Below are 20,326 nucleotides of genomic sequence, written 5' to 3' on the forward strand. Positions count from 1 at the left end.
TGACCTGAAACCGCCATTGCAGGGCACATGCCAACCCTCAAGCCCCATCATTAAAGGGGGTTGGACCCGCACAACGGCAACGTCCTACCTCAACAACCGCACTATCTGACGTTTTTTGTCATCCTTGCGTGCTGGTTAGGCGCTCACGCTTGACTAGGCTATAAGACATGAACAGCCCGCGTCCGGTATCCCCATGAATGACATCGCCCTCAGTGGCCTGGCCAAGCAATTGGTGCTGGCCGAACTGATCACCGAACAAAGTGCCCAGCAGGCCTATCAACAGGCCCAGCGCAATCGCCTGCCCCTGGTCAGTTACCTGGTGCAGAACAAACTCGTCCAGAGCCGCCAGGTAGCAGAAATCGCTTCGGAGCATTTCGGCATCGCCCTGCTCGACCTCAACAGCCTGGACAAGGACACCCAGCCCGCCGGACTGGTCAGCGAGAAACTGGTGCGCCAGCATCACGCCCTGCCGTTGTGGCGGCGCGGCAACAAGCTATTTGTAGGTATTTCCGACCCGACCAATCACCAAGCCATCAATGACATCCAGTTCAGCACCGGCCTGACCACCGAAGCCATCCTGGTGGAGGACGACAAGCTCAGCGATGCCATCGAGAAGTTCTTCGAATCCAGCAGCACCGGCCTGGAAGGCATGGGGGATGTCGACCTCGACGGCCTGGACATCGAATCGATCGACGACCGCAAGCAGGACGCCATCGCCGGCCAGGACGGCGACGACGCGCCGGTGGTGCGCTTCGTCAACAAAATGCTGCTGGACGCGATCAAGGGTGGTTCTTCCGACCTGCACTTCGAGCCTTATGAAAAAAGCTACCGGGTGCGGGTGCGCACCGACGGCATGCTCCGCGAGGTCGCCAAGCCGCCCATTCAGTTGGCCAACCGCATCGCCGCGCGCCTCAAGGTCATGGCCAGCCTGGATATTTCCGAACGACGCAAACCCCAGGACGGCCGGTTGAAGATGCGCCTGTCGAAAACCAAGTCCATCGACTTCCGGGTCAACACGCTCCCCACGCTCTGGGGCGAAAAAGTGGTGATCCGGATCCTCGACCCCTCCAGCGCGCAAATGGGCATCGATGCCTTGGGCTACGAACCGGAACAGAAAGACCTGTACATGGCGGCCCTCAAGCAGCCGCAAGGCCTGATCCTGGTGACCGGGCCGACCGGCTCGGGCAAGACCGTTTCGCTCTATACCGGCTTGAACATCCTCAACACCGTGGACATCAATATTTCCACGGCCGAGGACCCGGTGGAAATCAACATGGAAGGTATCAACCAGGTCAACGTCAACCCGCGCCAGGGGCTGGACTTTGCCCATGCCCTGCGCTCGTTCCTGCGCCAGGACCCGGACGTGATCATGGTCGGCGAGATCCGCGACCTGGAAACCGCCGAAATCGCCATCAAGGCGGCGCAGACCGGGCACTTGGTGCTCTCCACATTGCATACCAACAGCGCCGCCGAAACCCTGGTCCGCTTGCAGAACATGGGCATCCCCGGCTTCAACATCGCCACGGCGGTGCACCTGATTATTGCCCAGCGCCTCGCGCGCAAGCTCTGCGTCCATTGCAAACGAGCCATCGACGTTCCCGAGGAAACCCTGCTCAAGGAAGGATTCCCGCGGGAACGCATCGGCTCATTCACGATCTATGAGCCGGTCGGTTGCGAACAGTGCAACAACGGCTACAAAGGTCGCCTGGGGGTCTACGAAGTGGTGAAGAACACGCCGGAATTGCAACGGTTGATCATGGCCGAAGGCAACTCCCTGGAAATCGACCTGCAGATGCGCAAGGACGGCTTCAATGACTTGCGCACCTCGGGGCTGGCCAAAGTGATGCAAGGCATCACCAGCCTCGAAGAAATCAACCGGGTTACCAAGGATTGAACATGGCGGTCAAGGCAGTAAAAACCGACGTCTATACGTGGGAAGGCAAGGACCGCAAAGGCACGAAGATGTCCGGCGAACTGACCGGCCAGAGCCCGGCGCTGGTCAAGGCGCAGCTACGCAAACAGGGCATCAATCCGGGCAAGGTGCGCAAGAAGTCCACGTCGATATTCAGCAAGGGCAAGCGCATCAAGCCGCTGGACATCGCCCTCTTCACGCGGCAGATGGCGACGATGCTCAAGGCCGGCGTGCCCCTGCTGCAGGCGTTCGACATCATTGGCGAAGGTTTCGACAACGCCAACATGCGCAAGCTGGTGGATGAGGTGAAGCAGGAGGTCGCCGCCGGCAACAGCTTCGCCGCCTCGCTGCGCAAGTGCCCACAATATTTCGACGACTTGTACTGCAACCTGGTGGATGCCGGCGAGCAGGCCGGCGCCCTGGACACGTTGCTGGACCGAGTCGCGACCTACAAGGAAAAGAGCGAAGCCCTCAAGGCCAAGATCAAGAAAGCCATGACCTACCCCGCGGCGGTGATCCTCGTCGCGGCCGTGGTCACGAGCATTCTGCTGATCAAGGTGGTGCCGCAGTTCGAATCGGTGTTCTCCGGCTTCGGCGCCGAACTGCCGGCCTTCACGCTGATGGTCATCGGCCTGTCGGAATTCATGCAAGAGTGGTGGTGGATGTTGCTTGGCGGAGCGGTGGGGACATTCTTCGGGGTGAAATACGCCCTCAGGCGCTCCCAAGCGTTTCGTGACTGGCGAGACAAATGGCTGCTCAAGCTCCCGTTGATCGGCACGTTAATGTACAAGTCCGCCGTGGCCCGCTATGCCCGCACGCTTTCGACCACCTTCGCGGCCGGCGTACCGCTGGTGGAAGCCCTCGACTCGGTCTCGGGCGCCACCGGCAACGTGGTATTCAAACGCGCGGTGCAACGCATCCGGCTAGACGTTTCGACCGGCATGCAGCTGAATTTTTCCATGCGTACTTCCGGGATCTTCCCGAACCTGGCGATCCAGATGACCGCCATCGGCGAAGAATCCGGTGCGCTGGACGACATGCTCGACAAAGTGGCGAGTTTTTATGAAGCGGAAGTGGATAATCTGGTGGACAACCTCACCAGCCTGATGGAACCCTTCATCATGGTGGTCCTGGGGGTGGTCGTCGGTGGCCTGGTGGTCGCGATGTACATGCCCATCTTCCAACTCGGCTCTGCGATCTGACATGCCCCTGAGCGAATTCTTCATGCTTTACCCCGCAGCCTTCGTGCTGACAGCCCTGTTGCTCGGGCTGGTCATCGGCAGTTTCCTCAACGTCCTGGTGTGGCGCCTGCCCAAGATGCTTGATCGCGAATGGCGCCTGCAGGCCCATGATCTCCTTGGACTTCCTGCCGAAGCCCCCGGCCCGACCTATAACCTGATCCTGCCCCATTCCCAATGTCCCCACTGCGGCCATCGCATCCGGGCTTGGGAAAATATCCCGCTGTTGAGCTACCTGATGTTGCGCGGCCGCTGTTCCAGTTGCGCCACGCCCATCGGCAAACGCTATCCGTTGACAGAATTGGCCTGCGGCGTCTTGTCGGCGTTCGTCGCCTGGCACTTCGGCTTCGGTTGGCAGGCCGCGATGGTGATGGTGCTGGGCTGGGGCCTGCTGTCCATGAGCCTGATCGACGCCGAACATAAACTGCTGCCCGATTCGCTGGTACTGCCGCTGTTGTGGCTGGGCTTGATCGCCAACAGCTTCGGGCTGTTCGTTTCGCTGAACCAGGCGTTGTGGGGCGCAGTGGCCGGTTACCTGGTCCTGTGGTCGGTGTTCTGGGTCTTCAAATTGATCACTGGCAAGGAAGGCATGGGCTACGGCGATTTCAAATTGCTGGCGATGCTGGGGGCCTGGGGAGGCTGGCAAATCCTGCCGCTGACGCTGCTCTTGTCTTCGCTGGTGGGCGCGGTTATCGGGGTCATTGTGCTGCGCCTGCGCAACGCGCCAACGTCGCCACAGATACCCTTCGGCCCCTATCTGGCAATTGCCGGCTGGATTGCCTTGCTCTGGGGTGGTCAAATAACCGACTTCTATTGGCAGTCAGTCGGTTTCTAATGAACAGCTCTGCACAAAAACCCTGGATTCTCGGCCTGACCGGTGGCATCGGCAGCGGCAAGAGCGCGGCGGCCGAGCATTTCATCGACCTGGGCGTACACGTTATCGACGCCGACCATGCGGCGCGCTGGGTCGTCGAACCCGGGCGCCCGGCGCTGGCAAAAATCGCCAAGCACTTCGGCCCTGGCGTATTGCAGGCAGACGGCACGCTGGACCGCGCGGCGCTGCGCAAACTGATCTTCGAAAATGCCGAGGAGCGCCGCTGGCTCGAGGCGCTGCTGCACCCTTTGATTGCCGAGGAAATCGCCCATCATCTGGCCCAGGCACAATCGTCGTACGCGGTCCTGGTCTCGCCGCTGCTGATCGAGTCAGGCCAGTACGCCATGACCCAGCGGATCTTGGTGATCGATGCGCCGGAGCAATTGCAGATCGAGCGCACCTTGCAGCGTGACCAGACCAGCGAGCAGCAGGTCCAGGCGATCCTCAAGGCCCAATCCAGCCGCCAGGACCGCCTGAGCCATGCCAACGACGTGTTGGTCAACGACCGCGACCTCGCCTGGCTGCACAGCGAGGTCGAGCGCCTGCATCACTTTTACCTGACTTTGCGTGGAGGCCAATCATGAGCCAAGCCCCAACCGTTGACTGCCCAACTTGTGGCGCCCCCGTGGAATGGAGCCCAGAGAATAAATTCCGGCCGTTCTGTTCCGATCGTTGCAAGCTGATCGACCTGGGCGCCTGGGCGTCGGAAGAGCACAAGATTCCGGTTGCCCCGGACGCCGAAGATGAGCTGTTCAGCGAAGACTTCAATCCTCGCTCCCATCACTAGTTGTTCCACAGCATGAGGGCGGCAGACGGTGCAGCCTTGACGTGAATCAAGGCTTGTCGTCGTCATTCCAGGGAGCCGACAGGTAGCGCGTGCGGTTGAAGGTCTCCAGCCATTCGGGACTGAATACCACCAGTGCGCTGATCACCATGCCGTTGATGAAGGCCTCGGGGAAAATAATCAACCAGAGGTAGCCGATGAAATCTTCCAGCCAGTAAGGCATCGCGAACAGGCCATCGTGCCACAACAGGCCGAGCCCCACCAGCAGGCATATCAAGGCCGAAAGCGCAGCTGCGAGGAACCCCGAACAAAAGATGTACACGAACAGATTGCGCGGTTGGGCACGCTCCACCAGGATCGCGCAGCATTCAGTGATCAGCACCGGCAGCAAGACCAGCAACGCGCCATTGATCCCCACCGCCGCCATGTCCTGACGCCCCAGCAGCACCAACGCGAGCTGGGCCAGGAGTCCGCCGAGGATCGCCAGCGGCCAGTCCAGCAGCAGGGTCACGGCGGTCATGCCGATGAAGTGATACGAGACACCCGTGTCGAAGTCGCGGCGTACCAGCCACAGCATGAACAACGCGAACACCGTGCCGAACAGCAAATGCTGGCGACGGCTGTCGGTAAACAACTCGACCCACGGCGCCCGCAGTACGGCCCAGACCAAAACCGGCACATAAACCAGCCAGCCGGCCGCCAGGGTCTGGGTCGAGAGCAATTGGGCACTGATCATCGAGCGACTCCTTTGACTTGCCCTTGCATCAAAAGACCCCGTCATGAGCCTGAGATTCAAGCCGGCAGTCTACACCCCACCCGACCGCCATTTATCAACGCAACGCTTTGGGCTTGTCGCAATTGAACGCTAAGCTAGGGCCCATGGATGATTCCGATTATTTACGCTTGCTGACCATCGCGGCTGAGCAAGCCAACGCCTTTCTCTCCAATGCCCGCAAATGGGAGCGTGAGCGTTGGGTCTGCCAGCGCCTGTTGCAAGGGCTGAACGTGCCTTATCGCGCCGATGAGTTCGCGCCCGCCGGGGAACCACCCGACGTGTTGTTTCGCGATGCCAATTTCGAGGTGTTTTTTGTGCTCGATGAAGGCCGGCGCCTCAACGATGAATGGCGCGACGAGTTGCAACGTCGCCGCAGCGCCTTTTCCCTGAGCCAACTGGTGCGCCGTGAAGCCAAGCCCCGGCGCATCCCGGCCAACGAATTCCTGCTGAGACTGGCACCGACCTTGCGCAAGAAAGCCCATAACTACACCGAGCGCGGCATGGACTTGGGGGAACTGGACATCATCGCCTTCGCCAGCCTCAAGCGCGAAGTGCTGGACCTCAACAGCCACTTTCCACCGCCCACCGAATACCTGCGCCAAGGCTGGCGTTCGCTGTCTTTGGTAGGGCCGACGTTTGCCCGGGTGTTGTTCGCTCATCCCGACGCGCCGGATTTCCTGCGGGGCAATCTGGGCCGCAGTATCGTCTTCGACGTCGGGATCAGCCTGTGAGCCCGCTGCAGGAGCTGATCGCCACCGTGCCGCAACAGGGCCGCGTGCGCTGGATTGGCGTGCGCCCTGAGGGGCATGCGCCGATGATCGTCCTCGACGCCGTGGAAGCCCGCCTGGAGGCTGGACTGACCGGCGATCATGCCCGGCCCGGCGTGCGCAATGCGCGGCAAGTGACGTTGATCCAATGGGAACATCTGGCGGTGATCAGCTCGCTGATGGGCCGCTCCGAGGAACAACCGGTGCTGCCCCACGAGCTGCGACGCAACATTGTGGTCAGTGGCATCAATCTGTTCAGCCTCAAGGGACGACGCTTTCGCATCGGCCAGTCCATCTTCGAAACCACCGGCTGGTGCCAGCCCTGCGCCCGATTGGAGCGGAACCTGGGCGAAGGCACGTTCCAGGCGGTACGCGGCCATGGCGGAATCACCGCCCGGGTGTTAAAAAGTGGAATCATTCGCCTGGATGACAGCCTTCTCGTCGAGCCCGTCCCAGCGAGCGGCTATGCTGCTTTCAATGCCGGATAGCCGGACGCTGTAACGTCTTCACATTCCGCAACGTCTACCTGACGAGGCCTTTATGACCAGCCGCCTGAACCCAGATGACCAGAAGCATGTCGAAGAGTACCTGCAACTGTCCCAGCACCGAGTCGAGCGCCGGCCTTTCCGGCCGTGGATGCTCCTGGTGGTGGTACTGGCCATCACGATTGGCCTGGGCCTGTTGAGCCGACTGATCAGTTACCTGACGCTATGAGCCGATTGATGCTCGCGCAGGTAACGGCACTGAATTCCTTTAGCCTTGCGAGATATCCCCATGACTCATCGTATTGTCATCGTTGGCGGCGGCGCCGGCGGTCTGGAGTTGGCTACCCGTCTGGGTAAGACTCTGGGCAAGCGCGGTACGGCCAGCGTAATGCTGGTCGACGCGAACCTGACCCACATCTGGAAACCGCTGTTGCATGAAGTGGCCGCCGGGTCCCTGAACTCTTCCGAAGACGAGCTCAACTACGTTGCCCAGGCAAAATGGAACCACTTCGAGTTCCAACTGGGGCGCATGAGCGGCCTGGATCGCGAGCGCAAGCGCATACAGCTGGCCGCGACTTATGACGAAGCAGGCCTGGAGCTGCTGCCGGCCCGGGAGCTGGGCTACGACACACTGGTGATCGCTGTCGGCAGCACCACCAACGATTTCGGCACCGAGGGCGCGGCGCAGCATTGCCTGTTCCTTGATACCCGCAAACAGGCCGAGCGTTTCCATCAGCAACTCCTCCACCACTATTTACGCGCCCATGCGGGGCAGACCGACATTGTCGAGCGCATCAGCGTTGCGATTGTCGGGGCGGGCGCTACCGGCGTCGAGCTGGCGGCGGAACTGCACAACGCCGCCCATGAATTGCACGCTTACGGCTTGGACCGGATCAAACCGGAAAACATGCAAATCACCCTGATCGAGGCCGGGCCCCGGGTCCTGCCGGCACTGCCGGAGCGGATCGGTGGGCCGGTGCACAAGACCCTGGAAAAACTCGGGGTGAAGGTCTTGACCAACGCTGCCGTCAGCCAGGTGACCGCCGACAGCCTGATCACTGCGGATGGCAAGGTGATCGACGCGAGCTTGAAAGTCTGGGCCGCCGGGATCCGCGCGCCGGACTTCCTCAAGGACATCGACGGGCTGGAAACCAACCGGATCAATCAGCTGCAAGTGCTGCCTACGCTCCAGACCACCCGCGACGAAAGCATCTTCGCCTTCGGCGATTGCGCCGCCTGCCCGCAACCCGATAGCGACCGCAACGTCCCACCCCGCGCCCAGGCCGCGCATCAGCAAGCCTCGCTGCTAGCCAAATCCCTGAAGCTGCGGATCGAGGGCAAGGCCCTGCCTCACTACAAATACACCGACTATGGCTCGCTGATCTCGCTGTCGCGTTTCTCGGCGGTCGGCAACCTGATGGGCAACCTCACCGGCAGCGTGATGCTCGAAGGCTGGCTGGCGCGGATGTTCTACGTGTCGCTCTACCGCATGCACCAGATGGCGCTGTACGGCATGTTCCGCACGGCGATGCTGATGCTCGGCAGCAAGATCGGGCGCGGGACCGAGCCTCGGCTGAAGTTGCACTAAGGCCTTACTGACAATCGTTCCCACGCTCTGCGTGGGAGCGATCATCGCGCTGCGTGGGAACAACGCCCGATCAAACCTGAAACCGCTGCACCATCGTGCGCAACGAGTTCGCCAGTTGCGACAACTCATGGCTGGACGCACTGGTCTGGTCCGCACCGGTGGCCGAGCGCACCGACAAATCACGAATATTGACCAGGTTGCGATCCACCTCGCGGGCCACTTGCGCCTGCTCTTCGGCGGCGCTGGCGATCACCAGGTTGCGCTCGTGGATTTCATTGACCGACACCGTGATCGTCTGCAGCGCTTCCCCCGCCCGCTCCGCCATCGCCAAGGTGCTGGCAGCGCGCGTGGAGCTCGCCTGCATGGAATCCAGCGCCTGGGTCGCCCCGCTGCGCATGCCTTGGACCATCTGCTCGATTTCCTGGGTCGATTGCTGCGTACGATAAGCCAGCGCACGAACTTCGTCAGCCACCACCGCAAACCCGCGCCCGCTCTCGCCCGCACGGGCGGCTTCGATGGCCGCGTTGAGGGCCAGCAGGTTGGTTTGCTCGGCGATGGCGCGGATCACGTCCAGTACCTTGCCGATATCCTGCGACTGGTTGGCCAAGGACTGCACCAAGCCGCCGGTCACCTGCACATCGTTGGCCAAGGCGCCGATGGCATCGACCGTATCGCTGACCCGTTGTTGCCCAAGGGAAGCCGACTCACTGGACTCACGCGTGGCATCGGAGGTGGATACCGCATTGCGCGCCACTTCCTCGACAGCGGTGGTCATCTCGGTGACGGCAGTGGCGGCTTGTTCGATTTCATTGTTCTGTTGCTGCAGGCTTTGAGTGCTGTCGAGGGTGACGGCGTTCAGCTGATCGGCCGCGGTGGCCAGTTGAGAGGCTGAGCCGCTGATGCCCTGCAGGGTCTCACGCAGGTTGCGCTGCATCGTCGCCAGCGCCTTGAGCAAGCGGCTTACCTCGTCGTTGCCATGGGTCTCGATCGGCCGGGTCAGGTCACCTCGGGCAACGCTCTCCGCCGCACTCAACGCTTCGCCCAGGGGCTTGACGATGCTGCGCGTCAGCAACATGGCCAAGGCCACCGTGGCGAGGGCGGCCAGCACGACAAACAGGCTGACAATCATCCGCGATTTGGCATAGTGCTCTTGGGATTTGTGGCTCTCGATGGAAACCTGCTTGGAGAAAAGCTCGGCCAGATCATTGAGCTGCTTGCCGGAACCGTCCACGACGGTCTTCATGTCCACCAGCAGCAGCTTGATCAGATCGTCCCGGCGCCCCTGCTCTGCCAAGGTGAAGGATTGCGCGATACCTGCACGGTAAGCGGCAAAAGTCTGCTTGAACTGGTCGTAGAGGGCTTTGCCTTCAGGCGTCACGACGAGTTTTTCGTAGGCAGCGATTTTTTCGCTCAGCTCCTTGTCGCGCGTGTCCATCTGCCCGCGATACACCGGAATGTTCTTGGGGTCCTGGTCGAGGGCCATGCGCAGGGAAATGGTGCGAATTCGCAACATCCACTCGCGAATCTCGTCACCGCCGCGAATGCTCGGCAGCCATTGGGTTTCCACCGCGACTTCGCTGTCACGAATACTCGACATCTGCCCTAGCGCGAACACCCCGAGCAACGCCACCAGCACGGCGATCAAGGCAAAGCCCAACGCGGCACGGGGGGCGATATTCAACTGACGAAGAACCATAGGGAGTGCCTTTTTTATTGTTGGCCTGAAGTGGGGCCATGCCCCTGTCTGTCAGTTATCGGCGGGTTGTACGACGACTTAAGCCAATCCGCTTTTTCGCAGACAAAAAAAATCCCCGTATCTTTCGATACGAGGATTTTCAATATGGTCGGGGTAAGGGGATTCGAACTCCTGACATCCTGCTCCCAAAGCAGGCGCGCTACCGGACTGCGCTATACCCCGGTAAAAAAAAGGCGACCTTCGCAAGTCGCCTTCTTCGATCAGCGCTTTTGGCCTCTGATCTTAAGATTCGATTCCAGCGAAGCTGGTTTCAAAAATGGTGGGTCGTGTGGGATTCGAACCTACGACCAATTGGTTAAAAGCCAACTGCTCTACCAACTGAGCTAACGACCCAAATATGGTCGGGGTAAGGGGATTCGAACTCCTGACATCCTGCTCCCAAAGCAGGCGCGCTACCGGACTGCGCTATACCCCGATTGAAATGGCTCCGTGACCAGGACTCGAACCTGGGACCCAATGATTAACAGTCATTTGCTCTACCGACTGAGCTATCACGGAACTGATATTTCAAGTTACTGCATTGAAGCTAGCTTCAACCTCTTCGACCCGTCTGCATCGCTGCGTTCGTGTGTCTGAGGCGCGCTATTCTACAATCTTCAAAACCTCTGTCAACCCTTTAAATTGCTTTCAAGACAATGATTTGCAACTTATTTTGGCTTCCTTCTCAACGAGAAGTTGCCCTCGGGGTGACGTACTGCGGGGCGCACTTTACAAGCCTTTTCCTTTGAGTTCAACGGCCTGATGAAAAAAATGGCCTCGCAAGACGAGGCCATTCCAATCACAGGCTGTTGCGGTTGTCAGTTGAAAACGATTTCGTCGTTTTCCACGGTGCCGGTTACGGTTTCGCCCGGCATGAAGCGACCGGACAGGATCAACTGCGCCAACGGGTTTTCGATCCAGCGCTGGATCGCCCGCTTCAGCGGCCGTGCGCCGTAGACCGGGTCGTAACCCACGGCGATCAGCTTGTCCAATGCCTCATCGCTCAGTTGCAGCTTCAGCTCGCGCTCAGTGAGGCGGGTGCGCAGGCGACCCAATTGGATCTCGGTGATGCCGGCGATCTGATCCCGAGCCAGCGGCTCAAAGATCACCACTTCGTCGACCCGGTTGATGAACTCCGGCCGGAAGTGCGTGGAAATCGCATCCATCACCGCAGCACGTTGCGCCTCGCGATCCCCGACCAGTTCCTGGATCTGCGCCGAGCCCAGGTTGGAAGTCATCACAATCACCGTGTTGCGAAAGTCCACCGTCCGCCCGTGGCTGTCCGTCAAGCGACCGTCCTCAAGCACCTGCAACAGAATGTTGAACACGTCCGGGTGAGCCTTCTCGACCTCGTCGAGCAGGATCACCGAATACGGTTTGCGCCGCACAGCCTCGGTCAGGTAGCCACCTTCTTCATAGCCGACATATCCCGGCGGAGCACCGATCAGCCGGGCCACGGAGTGTTTCTCCATGAACTCGGACATATCGATGCGCACCATGGCTTCCTCGGTATCGAAGAGGAATTCGGCCAGGGCCTTGCACAGCTCGGTCTTACCCACACCGGTCGGACCGAGGAACATGAACGAGCCGCTCGGGCGGTTAGGGTCCGACAACCCGGCACGGGAACGTCGGACGGCGTTGGACACCGCCACCACTGCCTCTTCCTGGCCGATCACGCGTTGGTGCAGCAGGCTTTCCATCTTCAGCAGCTTGTCGCGCTCGCCTTCGAGCATCTTCGAGACCGGAATGCCGGTCCACTTGGAGACCACTTCGGCGATTTCCTCCTCGGTGACTTTGCTGCGCAGCAACTGGTTTTCGCTCTTGCCGTGCTGGTCGACCATTTGCAGGCTGCGCTCCAGGTCCGGGATCACCCCGTACTGCAGCTCGGCCATGCGGTTGAGATCGCCTTTGCGCCGGGCCGCTTCCAGTTCCTGGCGAGACTGCTCGATCTTCTGCTGGATTTGCGCCGAGCCCTGGACTTCGGCCTTTTCCGAATTCCAGATCTCTTCGAGATCGGAGTATTCACGCTCGTGCCGGACGATTTCTTCCTGCAGTTTTTCCAGGCGCTTTTTCGCTGCCTCGTCGCTTTCTTTCTTCAGCGCCTGGGACTCGACCTTGAGTTGGATCAGGCGTCGCTCCAGGCGGTCCAGCACCTCGGGCTTGGAGTCGATCTCCATGCGGATGCGGCTGGCGGCCTCGTCGATCAAGTCGATGGCCTTGTCCGGCAATTGCCGGTCGGTGATGTAGCGGTGACTGAGCTTGGCCGCCGCGATGATCGCGCCATCGGTGATCGCCACCTTGTGGTGAACCTCGTAGCGCTCTTTAAGGCCGCGCAAGATAGCGATGGTGTCTTCTTCACTTGGCTCTTCCACCAGCACTTTCTGGAAGCGCCGCTCCAAAGCAGCGTCTTTCTCGATGTACTGGCGGTACTCGTTGAGCGTGGTCGCGCCGACGCAATGCAGCTCGCCGCGAGCCAGCGCAGGCTTGAGCATGTTGCCCGCGTCCATCGAGCCTTCGCCCTTGCCGGCACCGACCATGGTATGCAACTCGTCGATGAACAGGATGATCTGCCCTTCCTGCTTCGACAGTTCATTGAGCAGGGATTTAAGCCGCTCCTCGAATTCGCCGCGGTACTTGGCGCCGGCGATCAGCGCGCCCATGTCCAGGGACAACAAGCGCTTGCCCCGTAGTCCATCGGGCACTTCACCGTTGATGATGCGCTGGGCCAGGCCCTCGGCGATGGCAGTCTTGCCCACGCCTGGCTCGCCGATCAGCACCGGGTTGTTCTTGGTGCGGCGTTGCAGGACCTGAATGGTGCGGCGAATTTCATCGTCACGGCCAATCACCGGGTCGAGCTTGCCCTCTTCGGCGCGTTTGGTCAGGTCGACGGTGTATTTGTCCAGCGCCTGGCGTGCCTCCTCGTGGTTGGGGTCATTGACCGCACCACCGCCACGCAGGTTGTTGATGGCGTTTTCCAGGGCTTTCTTGCTCACGCCCTGGCCGAGCAGCAACTTGCCGAGCTTGCTGTTCTCGTCCATCGCGGCAAGCAGCACCAACTCGCTGGAGATGAACTGGTCACCTTTCTGCTGGGCCAACCTGTCGGCCTGGTTGAGCAGCCGCGCCAGATCCTGGGACATGTTCACGTCACCGGTCGGATTCTGGATTTTTGGCAATTGGTCGAGTTCTTTGGCCAGCTCTTTGCGCAGGCTGCTGACGTCAAAGCCCACCTGCATCAACAGCGGCTTGATCGAACCGCCTTGCTGCTCGAGCATGGCTTGCATCAAGTGCGCCGGTTCGATACCGGGATGGTCCAGGCCGACGGCCAAGGACTGGGCGTCGGAGAGGGCCAACTGTAATTTGCTGGTTAAACGATCAATACGCATGGGTCACCTTCCTTTTGAGCAGGCCGGACCTTTGAAACGTCCTGAATGAAGAAACCTGCCAGATACCGCTATAGATGTGGTCGATTCTGGAGGATTCAAGCAGTGCGCTGTTGATACAGATCAGGGGAGTCTAGCGTTCGAGCCAGATCAGGGAAGCGAAGCGACCGGTACGGGCGTTGCGGCGGTAGGAAAAGAAGCGTGGGTCCGTCACGGTGCACAAGCCGCCACCGTACACGGCCGTTACGCCACGTACCGCCAGGCGCAGTCGTGCCAGCGCGTAGATATCCGCCAGGACCTTGCCGGCGTTGTGACTGGGCGTGAAGGCTTGCTCTGCTTTGGGCAGGTGCGCGATGAAAGCGTCACGCACCTCCGGTCCGACTTCGAAGGCTTGCGGACCGATGGCCGGGCCGAGCCAGGCGAGGATTTCATCGGCGGGCCCTGCAAGGCAATCAAGGGTGGCTTCCAGCACACCGTTCGCCAACCCGCGCCAACCGGCATGAGCCGCCGCGACCCGGGTACCGGCGCGATCGCAGAACAATACGGGCAGGCAGTCGGCCGTCATTGAGGTGCAGGCGATGCCCGGCGTGGCGGTCCAACTGGCATCGGCGGTGACGACCTGGGCCGGATCAGCCTCGACCACGTCGGTGCCGTGGACTTGCTGCAACCAGGCAGGACGCATGGCGAAGCGATCAGTGAGGCGGCGACGGTTCTCGGCGACAGCCGCAGGCTCATCGCCGACATGATCGCCCAGGTTGAGGCTGTCGAACGGCGCCAGGCTGACGCCGCCCTCACGGGTGGTGACGCAGGCCTTGACCCAGGCCGGCGCGGGCCAGTCGGGTGTCAGCCAGTCATTCATCCGATGAACGCCTCGCGGTCCTGCTTGAGCAACGTCAGCAGCCAGACGAAGTCATCCGGCAACGGCGACTCCCAGCTCATGCGCTTGCCGGTCGTCGGGTGATCCAGCTCCAGGAAACGCGCGTGCAGCGCCTGGCGCGGGAAATTCTTCAGCGATTCGACCATGGTCTGGTTGGCGGCCGGCGGAATGCGGAAACGACCGCCATAAGCCGGGTCGCCCACCAGCGGGAAGTTGATGTGGGCCATGTGCACACGAATTTGGTGGGTACGACCGGTTTCCAGCTTGACCCGCACATGCGTGTGGGAACGAAAACGCTCCAGCACGCGGTAATGACTGACCGCCTGCTTACCGCCCTCCATCACCGCCATGCGTTGACGCTGCTGGCCGTGACGACCGATCGGGGCGTTGATCTTGCCACCGGCGGTGACAACCCCGATGACGATGCATTCGTAAATGCGGCTGACACTGCGACTCTGCAACTGTGTGACCAGCTGTGTCTGCGCCTGGAGGGTCTTGGCCACCACCATCAGGCCGGTGGTGTCCTTGTCAAGGCGATGCACGATACCGGCGCGTGGCACATTGATGATGTCCGGCACGTGGTGCAGCAAGGCGTTGAGCAGGGTGCCATCGGCATGACCGGCCGCCGGATGGACCACCAGGCCGGCAGGCTTGTTGATCACCAGGATGTCATCGTCTTCATAGACGATGTCCAGGGCGATGTCCTGGGCGACCCATTCTCCCTGGGCCTCCTGTTCGGCGGTGAGTTCGAGGATGGCACCACCGTGGACAATGTCCCGCGGGCGGATCACCGCGCCGTCCACCGTCAGGCGACCGTCCTTGATCCAGGCGGAAAGGCGCGAGCGCGAGTGCTCTGCGAAGAGTTGGGCGGCGACTTGATCGAGGCGTTGGCCGCCCAATTCGGACGGCACCTCTGCGCGAAGTTCTATTTTATCGGACATGCTCGGACTGGGCGTCGGCACAGCCTTTGGTTTCGGCTGCGCGCTTGTGGTTAAATACGGCGTCTTTTGCCCCGAGGCTTTCAACGGGGCGCTCATCATAACAGGACGGCCCCGCCCAAGACAGCGGCCGTCATAGGGACGCAAGCCGCCATGCAAGTGAAACACCTGCTGCTGATCGCCATCCTCGCATTGACTGCTGCTTGCTCGTCGAAGGAAGTCGTAGACGAAAACCTGAGCGAAGTCGAACTGTACCAACAGGCGCAGAACGACCTGGATAACAACAGCTATACCAGCGCCACCGCCAAGCTGAAGGCGCTGGAGTCGCGGTATCCGTTCGGTCGCTACGCCGACCAGGCCCAGCTGGAGTTGATCTACGCCAACTACAAGAACGCCGAGCCGGAAGCCGCGAAGTCCGCCGCCGAGCGCTTCATTCGTCTGCACCCGCAGCACCCCAACGTCGATTACGCTTACTACCTCAAGGGCCTGACCTCCTTCGACCAGGACGTCGGCCTGCTGGCGCGCTTCCTGCCGCTGGACATGACCAAGCGTGACCCGGGCGCCGCGCGCGACTCCTACAACGAGTTCGCCCAGCTGACCAGCCGCTTCCCCAACAGCCGTTATTCGCCAGATGCCAAGCAGCGCATGATCTACCTGCGCAACCTGCTGGCTGCCTACGAGATTCACGTGGCGGACTACTACCTGACCCGCCAGGCCTACGTCGCCGCCGCCAACCGCGGCCGCTACGTAGTGGAAAACTTCCAGGAAACCCCATCGGTGGGTGACGGCCTGGCTGTCATGACCGAGGCCTACCAGCGCCTGCACCTGGATGACCTCGCAGCCACCAGCCTGGAAACCCTGAAGCTGAACTACCCGGACCACCCTTCCCTGGCCGACGGCCAGTTCACCCCGCGCGTCGACGAAGCCGACAACCGTTCGTGGCTGAGCAAGGCTACCCTGGGCCTGATCGAATCCCGTCCTCCGCTGCCGCCGGGCGAAACCCGCGCCAACCAGGACGTTCAGCGCCAGTTCCAGGATGCCAAGGAAGCCATTCCGAACGAGCTCAAGCCCAAGGACGAAAATGGCGACGTGATCGAAGAAGAAGAGCCTGAGAGCGAATCCAGCGCCCGCTCCTGGTTCAGCTACATGACCTTCGGCATGTTTGACTGAGACCAGGCCTGACGAAAAAGGAGACCTGCGAGTCTCCTTTTTTGTGCCTGGATTTTATTGCGCTGTGCGCCGTTCCAGTCCTTGGCTAAACTGCCTGATCTCTAGCCGAAAAGCCGCCCATCATGCTTCGTTTACTGTTCTGGATTGTCCTGATTGCCGCCGCGATATGGTTGTGGCGCAAGTTCAAGGGGCCCACATCCGCACCGAACTCGCCCCGGGAACAGGACGCACCGCCCATGGTTCGTTGTGCTCATTGCGGCGTTCATCTGCCGCGGGACCGGGCGCTGACGCTCCAGCAACAGTGGTATTGCAGCCAGGCTCACCTTGAGCAAGGCCCGGGCACTCGTGATCGCTGAGGCTTCACGCCCTCACGTCAAACAGGCGCAGCGCCTGCTGCGTCTTTATCACCTGTACCGTCTGAGCATCGGCATCACCCTGGTGCTATTGATCTCCAGCAACATGGACAACCGCTTGTTGGAGTTTGCAAACGACGACCTGCTGCGCAGTGGCAGTTGGTTGTATCTGGTGCTGAATATCCTGCTGGTGGTGTTTCTTGAGAACACCCGACGCCCCGCCCGGCTGTTCGGCCTGGCACTGACTGACGTCCTGCTGCTGTCGTGGCTGTTCTTTGTTGCAGGCGGTGCTCCCAGCGCCATCGGCAACCTGATCATTGTCTCGGTGGCGATTGGCAATACCTTGTTGCGCGGGCGGATCGGCCTGTTGCTCGCAGCCGTCGCCACGATTGGTATCGTCGGTTCAAGCTTGTTCCTCGGCCTCAGCGATTCGAGCCGCCCCAGCAGTTATTTGCAGGCCGGCACCCTGGGTGCCTTGTGCTTTGCCGCCGCGTTGCTGGTGCAAGGCCTGACCCGGCGCCTGGAAGTCAGCGAAAGCCTGGCCGAGCAACGAGCCAGCGAAGTACTCAGCCTCGAAGCGCTCAACGCGCTGATCCTGCAACGCATGCGCACCGGCATCCTCGTGCTGGATCGCCAGCACAAGGTGCAACTGGCCAACGAAAGCGCCCTGAACCTGCTGGGCATGCACGACTTGATCGGCCAGCGGATCGACGACTATTCCTACGCCCTGGTCGAACGGCTGCAAGGATGGCTGAACAATCCCAGCCTGCGGCCGCAAAGCCTGACCATCAGCGGTACGGGCCTGACACTGCAACCCAGCTTCATCGTCCTGGGGCCGCAGGACCAGCAGCAGATCCTGGTTTTTCTCGAAGACCTGGCCCAGGTGGCCCAGCACGCCCAGCAACTCAAGCTCGCCTCCCTCGGGCGCCTTACCGCCGGTATCGCCCATGAAATCCGTAACCCCTTGGGGGCGATCAGCCACGCCGCGCAATTGCTGCGCGAATCCGAGGAACTGAACGACGCGGACCGGCGTCTGACGCAGATTATTCAAGATCACTCCCAACGAATGAATCGCGTCATTGAAAATGTCCTGCAACTGTCTCGCCGCCAGCAAACCGCGCCCCAACGCCTGGATTTGCGCATATGGCTGGAACAGTTCGTCCAACAGGCCCGCGAAAGCGTAACCGAACACCGGCGTCTGCACCTGAGCATCGACCCAGGCGACTACGTCACGCTGATGGACCCCGATCAGCTCACCCAAGTGCTCGACAACCTGCTGCGCAATGCCTGGCGCCACAGCGCCATGGTTCATGGGCAGGCCGAGGCCTGGCTGAAACTGTTCATCGAGCCGCACAGCCAGCTCGCCATGCTGGACATCATCGACAACGGCCCCGGTGTAACACCCGATCAGCAGGCGCACTTGTTCGAGCCTTTCTTCACCACCAGCAGCCAGGGCACCGGCCTTGGGCTTTATCTGTCCCGTGAGCTGTGCGAAAGCAACCAGGCCCGCCTAGACTTCAAACCACGCCAAGGCGGCGGCTGCTTTCGCATCACTTTTGCTCACGGACGGAAACAGATTTGAATACACGCTCACGGCAACGAATCCTGATCGTCGACGACGAGCCGGACATCCGCGAACTCCTGGAAATAACCCTGGGACGGATGAAACTCGACACCCGCAGCGCCAAGAACCTTGCCGAGGCTAAGTCGCTGCTGGCGGGCGAAGCCTTCGACCTGTGCCTGACCGACATGCGCCTACCCGACGGCACCGGGCTGGAACTGGTGCAACACATCCAGCAACGTCATCCCCAACTGCCCGTGGCGATGATCACCGCCTATGGCAGCCTGGAAGTCGCCATCGACGCCCTCAAGGCTGGTGCCTTCGACTTCCTGACCAAGCCCGTCAACCTGGCCCGCCTGCGGGAGTTGGTCGGTAGCGCCTTGCGCATGCCGCCCGTCGCTTCACCGGGAGCGACCGTCGAGCGCTGCCTGCTGGGCGACTCCCCGCCCATGCGCAACGTGCGCAAACAGATCGAAAAACTCGCCCGCAGCCAGGCGCCGGTGTACGTCAGCGGTGAATCGGGATGCGGCAAGGAACTGGTCGCCCGCTTGATCCACGAGCAGGGCTCGCGAGCCAGCCAGCGCTTTGTGCCCGTCAACTGTGGGGCGATTCCGACAGAGCTGATGGAAAGCGAGTTTTTCGGTCATAGAAAAGGCAGCTTCAGCGGCGCCATCGAGGACAAGCCCGGATTGTTCCAGGCTGCTCATGGCGGGACTCTGTTTCTCGACGAAGTGGCCGACTTGCCATTGGCGATGCAGGTCAAGCTGTTGCGAGCCATCCAGGAAAAAGCCGTGCGCGCCGTGGGAGGCCAGCAGGAAGAGGTGGTGGATGTGCGTATCCTGTGCGCCACCCATAAAGACCTGGACGCGGAAGTCGCCGCCGGGCGTTTTCGCCAGGACCTGTATTACCGGCTGAACGTCATCGAACTCCGTGTCCCGCCATTACGTGAACGCCGCGAAGACATCGAGCCGCTGGCCAACCACGTGCTCCAGCGCCTGGCCGCCAGCACCGGCAGCCCTGCGGCCAAGCTGCACCCACGCGCGCTGGACGCCTTGCGCAATTACCGCTTCCCAGGCAACGTGCGGGAGCTGGAAAACATGCTCGAACGGGCCTATACCCTCTGCGAACACCAACAGATCGAGGCCGAAGATCTGCGGCTGGCCGAGGGCGGTAGCGCTGGCGACTCGGGCAGTCCCGATTTGATGCAGGTCGACAATCTGGACGGCTATCTCGAAGAGGTCGAGCGCAAGGTGATTCTCCAGGCACTGGAAGAAACCCGTTGGAACCGTACGGCGGCGGCGCAGCGATTGAAGTTGTCGTTTCGGTCGATGCGGTATCGGTTGAAGAAGCTGGGATTGGATTGAGCCACGGTTTCGAAGCCCATGTATTCCCCTGTGGCGAGGGAGCTTGCTCCCGCTGGGCTGCGCAGCAGCCCCAAAAGCAGCGACTCGATCAACCTGATGCACCGAGGTCTCAGGTTGGGGGCCGCTTCGCAACCCAGCGGGAGCAAGCTCCCTCGCCACAGGTTCGGCGTTCGCTTTCGCAGCTCTTCTAGCCTTCCGCCACCGGCACCCGTTCGTCCAGCACTCGATTGGCCAGTAATGCACACAGTTCAATCAGCTGCTGTACCCCAAGGCGACATGCCGTCGTGAGCCTTCCAGGTCGAAGGCCAGGTCGCTGATGGTTGCGTTGGCTGAGGCCAGGGTTTCGCTGAGGTTGGTCAGCAGGCATTCGACGTCGATGCCGTCCACGACGGTGAACAGCTGGTACGGGGCTGGTTTCTTTTTGGTTTCAGGTTTTGGGTGGAGGTAATAGTCGATCGTGCGTTTGGCGGCTTCATCGAGCCCGTTCGGGTTAGGCTCTGAAGGTGATGGAGGTTTTCACTCATT

The 20,326-nt window shown here is 61.1% G+C and carries 18 protein-coding genes, 4 tRNA genes and 1 pseudogene; 13 read left to right on the plus strand and 10 right to left on the minus strand.

The features are described 5' to 3' along the window. Window positions 1-193: 193 nt before the first annotated feature. The 5 genes from pilB to yacG are packed head-to-tail and all read left to right on the plus strand — an operon-like array spanning window position 194 to window position 4,811. Window positions 194-1,894 carry a type IV-A pilus assembly ATPase PilB gene (gene pilB, locus J3P82_RS22095; RefSeq protein WP_434558672.1) on the plus strand — a complete coding sequence of 567 codons (1,701 nt, stop codon included), beginning with the start codon at window positions 194-196 and terminating at the stop codon, window positions 1,892-1,894. 2 nt (window positions 1,895-1,896) lie between these two features. Continuing rightward, window positions 1,897-3,114: a type II secretion system F family protein gene (locus J3P82_RS22100; protein ID WP_434558673.1), complete on the plus strand. Its 1,218-nt coding sequence runs from the start codon at window positions 1,897-1,899 to the stop codon at window positions 3,112-3,114. A 1-nt stretch (window position 3,115) separates the two neighbouring features. Further along, entirely contained in the window at window positions 3,116-3,985 is an 870-nt protein-coding gene (locus tag J3P82_RS22105; RefSeq protein WP_434558674.1) for a prepilin peptidase, read from the plus strand. Next, window positions 3,985-4,608: a dephospho-CoA kinase gene (gene coaE / locus J3P82_RS22110; RefSeq protein WP_434558675.1), complete on the plus strand. Its 624-nt coding sequence runs from the start codon at window positions 3,985-3,987 to the stop codon at window positions 4,606-4,608. The genes J3P82_RS22105 and coaE overlap by 1 nt, the downstream gene beginning before the upstream one ends. Beyond that, complete coding sequence (gene yacG, locus J3P82_RS22115; RefSeq protein ID WP_434558676.1) at window positions 4,605-4,811, plus strand: DNA gyrase inhibitor YacG; 207 nt, start codon at window positions 4,605-4,607, stop codon at window positions 4,809-4,811. The genes coaE and yacG overlap by 4 nt, the downstream gene beginning before the upstream one ends. Window positions 4,812-4,857: 46 nt before the next feature. Here yacG and J3P82_RS22120 read toward each other — a convergent pair whose 3' ends face one another. After that, on the minus strand, window positions 4,858-5,544 hold the full coding sequence (locus J3P82_RS22120) for an energy-coupling factor ABC transporter permease (protein ID WP_434558677.1): 687 nt from the start codon (window positions 5,542-5,544) through the stop codon (window positions 4,858-4,860). A gap of 143 nt (window positions 5,545-5,687) precedes the next feature. Between J3P82_RS22120 and J3P82_RS22125 the strand changes: the two genes are divergently transcribed. The 4 genes from J3P82_RS22125 to J3P82_RS22140 are packed head-to-tail and all read left to right on the plus strand — an operon-like array spanning window position 5,688 to window position 8,423. Beyond that, window positions 5,688-6,314: a DUF1780 domain-containing protein gene (locus tag J3P82_RS22125; RefSeq protein WP_003185538.1), complete on the plus strand. Its 627-nt coding sequence runs from the start codon at window positions 5,688-5,690 to the stop codon at window positions 6,312-6,314. Further along, complete coding sequence (locus J3P82_RS22130; RefSeq protein ID WP_434558678.1) at window positions 6,311-6,838, plus strand: MOSC domain-containing protein; 528 nt, start codon at window positions 6,311-6,313, stop codon at window positions 6,836-6,838. Before J3P82_RS22125 ends, J3P82_RS22130 begins: the two co-directional genes overlap by 4 nt. A gap of 52 nt (window positions 6,839-6,890) precedes the next feature. Next, the gene (locus J3P82_RS22135; protein ID WP_039593877.1) at window positions 6,891-7,064 is read left to right on the plus strand and encodes a DUF3094 family protein; all 174 of its coding nucleotides are present in this window, start codon (window positions 6,891-6,893) and stop codon (window positions 7,062-7,064) included. A 60-nt stretch (window positions 7,065-7,124) separates the two neighbouring features. Continuing rightward, window positions 7,125-8,423: an NAD(P)/FAD-dependent oxidoreductase gene (locus J3P82_RS22140; RefSeq protein WP_434558679.1), complete on the plus strand. Its 1,299-nt coding sequence runs from the start codon at window positions 7,125-7,127 to the stop codon at window positions 8,421-8,423. A gap of 70 nt (window positions 8,424-8,493) precedes the next feature. Here J3P82_RS22140 and J3P82_RS22145 read toward each other — a convergent pair whose 3' ends face one another. The 8 genes from J3P82_RS22145 to rluD form a co-directional block, all read right to left on the minus strand. Continuing rightward, window positions 8,494-10,119 carry a methyl-accepting chemotaxis protein gene (locus tag J3P82_RS22145; protein ID WP_434558680.1) on the minus strand — a complete coding sequence of 542 codons (1,626 nt, stop codon included), beginning with the start codon at window positions 10,117-10,119 and terminating at the stop codon, window positions 8,494-8,496. Window positions 10,120-10,264: 145 nt separating this feature from the next. Continuing rightward, window positions 10,265-10,341 (minus strand) — tRNA-Pro (locus tag J3P82_RS22150). Window positions 10,342-10,436: 95 nt separating this feature from the next. Beyond that, a tRNA-Lys gene (locus J3P82_RS22155) sits at window positions 10,437-10,512 on the minus strand. A gap of 5 nt (window positions 10,513-10,517) precedes the next feature. Then, window positions 10,518-10,594 (minus strand) — tRNA-Pro (locus tag J3P82_RS22160). 7 nt (window positions 10,595-10,601) lie between these two features. Continuing rightward, window positions 10,602-10,677 (minus strand) — tRNA-Asn (locus J3P82_RS22165). 299 nt (window positions 10,678-10,976) lie between these two features. After that, window positions 10,977-13,541 carry an ATP-dependent chaperone ClpB gene (gene clpB / locus J3P82_RS22170; protein ID WP_434558681.1) on the minus strand — a complete coding sequence of 855 codons (2,565 nt, stop codon included), beginning with the start codon at window positions 13,539-13,541 and terminating at the stop codon, window positions 10,977-10,979. A gap of 130 nt (window positions 13,542-13,671) precedes the next feature. Continuing rightward, window positions 13,672-14,397 (minus strand): peptidoglycan editing factor PgeF, encoded by a 726-nt coding sequence (pgeF, locus tag J3P82_RS22175; RefSeq protein WP_434558682.1) that lies wholly within the window; start codon window positions 14,395-14,397, stop codon window positions 13,672-13,674. After that, window positions 14,394-15,356, minus strand: a complete 963-nt coding sequence (rluD, locus tag J3P82_RS22180; protein WP_434558683.1) for a 23S rRNA pseudouridine(1911/1915/1917) synthase RluD — start codon at window positions 15,354-15,356, stop codon at window positions 14,394-14,396. The genes pgeF and rluD overlap by 4 nt, the downstream gene beginning before the upstream one ends. 150 nt (window positions 15,357-15,506) lie before the next feature. Between rluD and J3P82_RS22185 the strand changes: the two genes are divergently transcribed. The 4 genes from J3P82_RS22185 (at window position 15,507) to J3P82_RS22200 (ending at window position 19,801) form a co-directional block, all read left to right on the plus strand. Next, a complete protein-coding gene (locus J3P82_RS22185) occupies window positions 15,507-16,523 on the plus strand; it encodes an outer membrane protein assembly factor BamD (protein ID WP_434558684.1) in 1,017 nt (338 codons plus the stop codon). A 122-nt stretch (window positions 16,524-16,645) separates the two neighbouring features. Then, on the plus strand, window positions 16,646-16,879 hold the full coding sequence (locus J3P82_RS22190) for a PP0621 family protein (RefSeq protein ID WP_434558685.1): 234 nt from the start codon (window positions 16,646-16,648) through the stop codon (window positions 16,877-16,879). Further along, entirely contained in the window at window positions 16,869-18,458 is a 1,590-nt protein-coding gene (locus J3P82_RS22195) for a two-component system sensor histidine kinase NtrB (RefSeq protein ID WP_434558686.1), read from the plus strand. The genes J3P82_RS22190 and J3P82_RS22195 overlap by 11 nt, the downstream gene beginning before the upstream one ends. Beyond that, window positions 18,455-19,801 (plus strand): sigma-54-dependent transcriptional regulator, encoded by a 1,347-nt coding sequence (locus J3P82_RS22200; RefSeq protein WP_434558687.1) that lies wholly within the window; start codon window positions 18,455-18,457, stop codon window positions 19,799-19,801. The genes J3P82_RS22195 and J3P82_RS22200 overlap by 4 nt, the downstream gene beginning before the upstream one ends. A 187-nt stretch (window positions 19,802-19,988) precedes the next feature. Here the strand turns inward: J3P82_RS22200 and J3P82_RS22205 are convergent. Beyond that, window positions 19,989-20,311, minus strand: a pseudogene (locus J3P82_RS22205) (DUF6124 family protein); the annotation flags it as partial. Window positions 20,312-20,326 lie beyond the last annotated feature (15 nt).

The sequence above is a fragment of the Pseudomonas sp. Z4-20 genome, assembly GCF_051131955.1.
Classification (GTDB): domain Bacteria; phylum Pseudomonadota; class Gammaproteobacteria; order Pseudomonadales; family Pseudomonadaceae; genus Aquipseudomonas; species Aquipseudomonas marvdashtae.

Bases quoted from the DNA above. Each gene is read 5' to 3' on its own strand.
- pilB (WP_434558672.1), top strand. From the start codon at position 194: ATGAATGACATCGCCCTCAGTGGCCTGGCCAAGCAATTGGTGCTGGCC.
- J3P82_RS22100 (WP_434558673.1), top strand. From the start codon at position 1,897: ATGGCGGTCAAGGCAGTAAAAACCGACGTCTATACGTGGGAAGGCAAG.
- J3P82_RS22105 (WP_434558674.1), top strand. From the start codon at position 3,116: ATGCCCCTGAGCGAATTCTTCATGCTTTACCCCGCAGCCTTCGTGCTG.
- coaE (WP_434558675.1), top strand. From the start codon at position 3,985: ATGAACAGCTCTGCACAAAAACCCTGGATTCTCGGCCTGACCGGTGGC.
- yacG (WP_434558676.1), top strand. From the start codon at position 4,605: ATGAGCCAAGCCCCAACCGTTGACTGCCCAACTTGTGGCGCCCCCGTG.
- J3P82_RS22120 (WP_434558677.1), bottom strand. From the start codon at position 5,544: ATGATCAGTGCCCAATTGCTCTCGACCCAGACCCTGGCGGCCGGCTGG.
- J3P82_RS22125 (WP_003185538.1), top strand. From the start codon at position 5,688: ATGGATGATTCCGATTATTTACGCTTGCTGACCATCGCGGCTGAGCAA.
- J3P82_RS22135 (WP_039593877.1), top strand. From the start codon at position 6,891: ATGACCAGCCGCCTGAACCCAGATGACCAGAAGCATGTCGAAGAGTAC.
- J3P82_RS22140 (WP_434558679.1), top strand. From the start codon at position 7,125: ATGACTCATCGTATTGTCATCGTTGGCGGCGGCGCCGGCGGTCTGGAG.
- J3P82_RS22145 (WP_434558680.1), bottom strand. From the start codon at position 10,119: ATGGTTCTTCGTCAGTTGAATATCGCCCCCCGTGCCGCGTTGGGCTTT.
- clpB (WP_434558681.1), bottom strand. From the start codon at position 13,541: ATGCGTATTGATCGTTTAACCAGCAAATTACAGTTGGCCCTCTCCGAC.
- pgeF (WP_434558682.1), bottom strand. From the start codon at position 14,397: ATGAATGACTGGCTGACACCCGACTGGCCCGCGCCGGCCTGGGTCAAG.
- rluD (WP_434558683.1), bottom strand. From the start codon at position 15,356: ATGTCCGATAAAATAGAACTTCGCGCAGAGGTGCCGTCCGAATTGGGC.
- J3P82_RS22185 (WP_434558684.1), top strand. From the start codon at position 15,507: ATGCAAGTGAAACACCTGCTGCTGATCGCCATCCTCGCATTGACTGCT.
- J3P82_RS22190 (WP_434558685.1), top strand. From the start codon at position 16,646: ATGCTTCGTTTACTGTTCTGGATTGTCCTGATTGCCGCCGCGATATGG.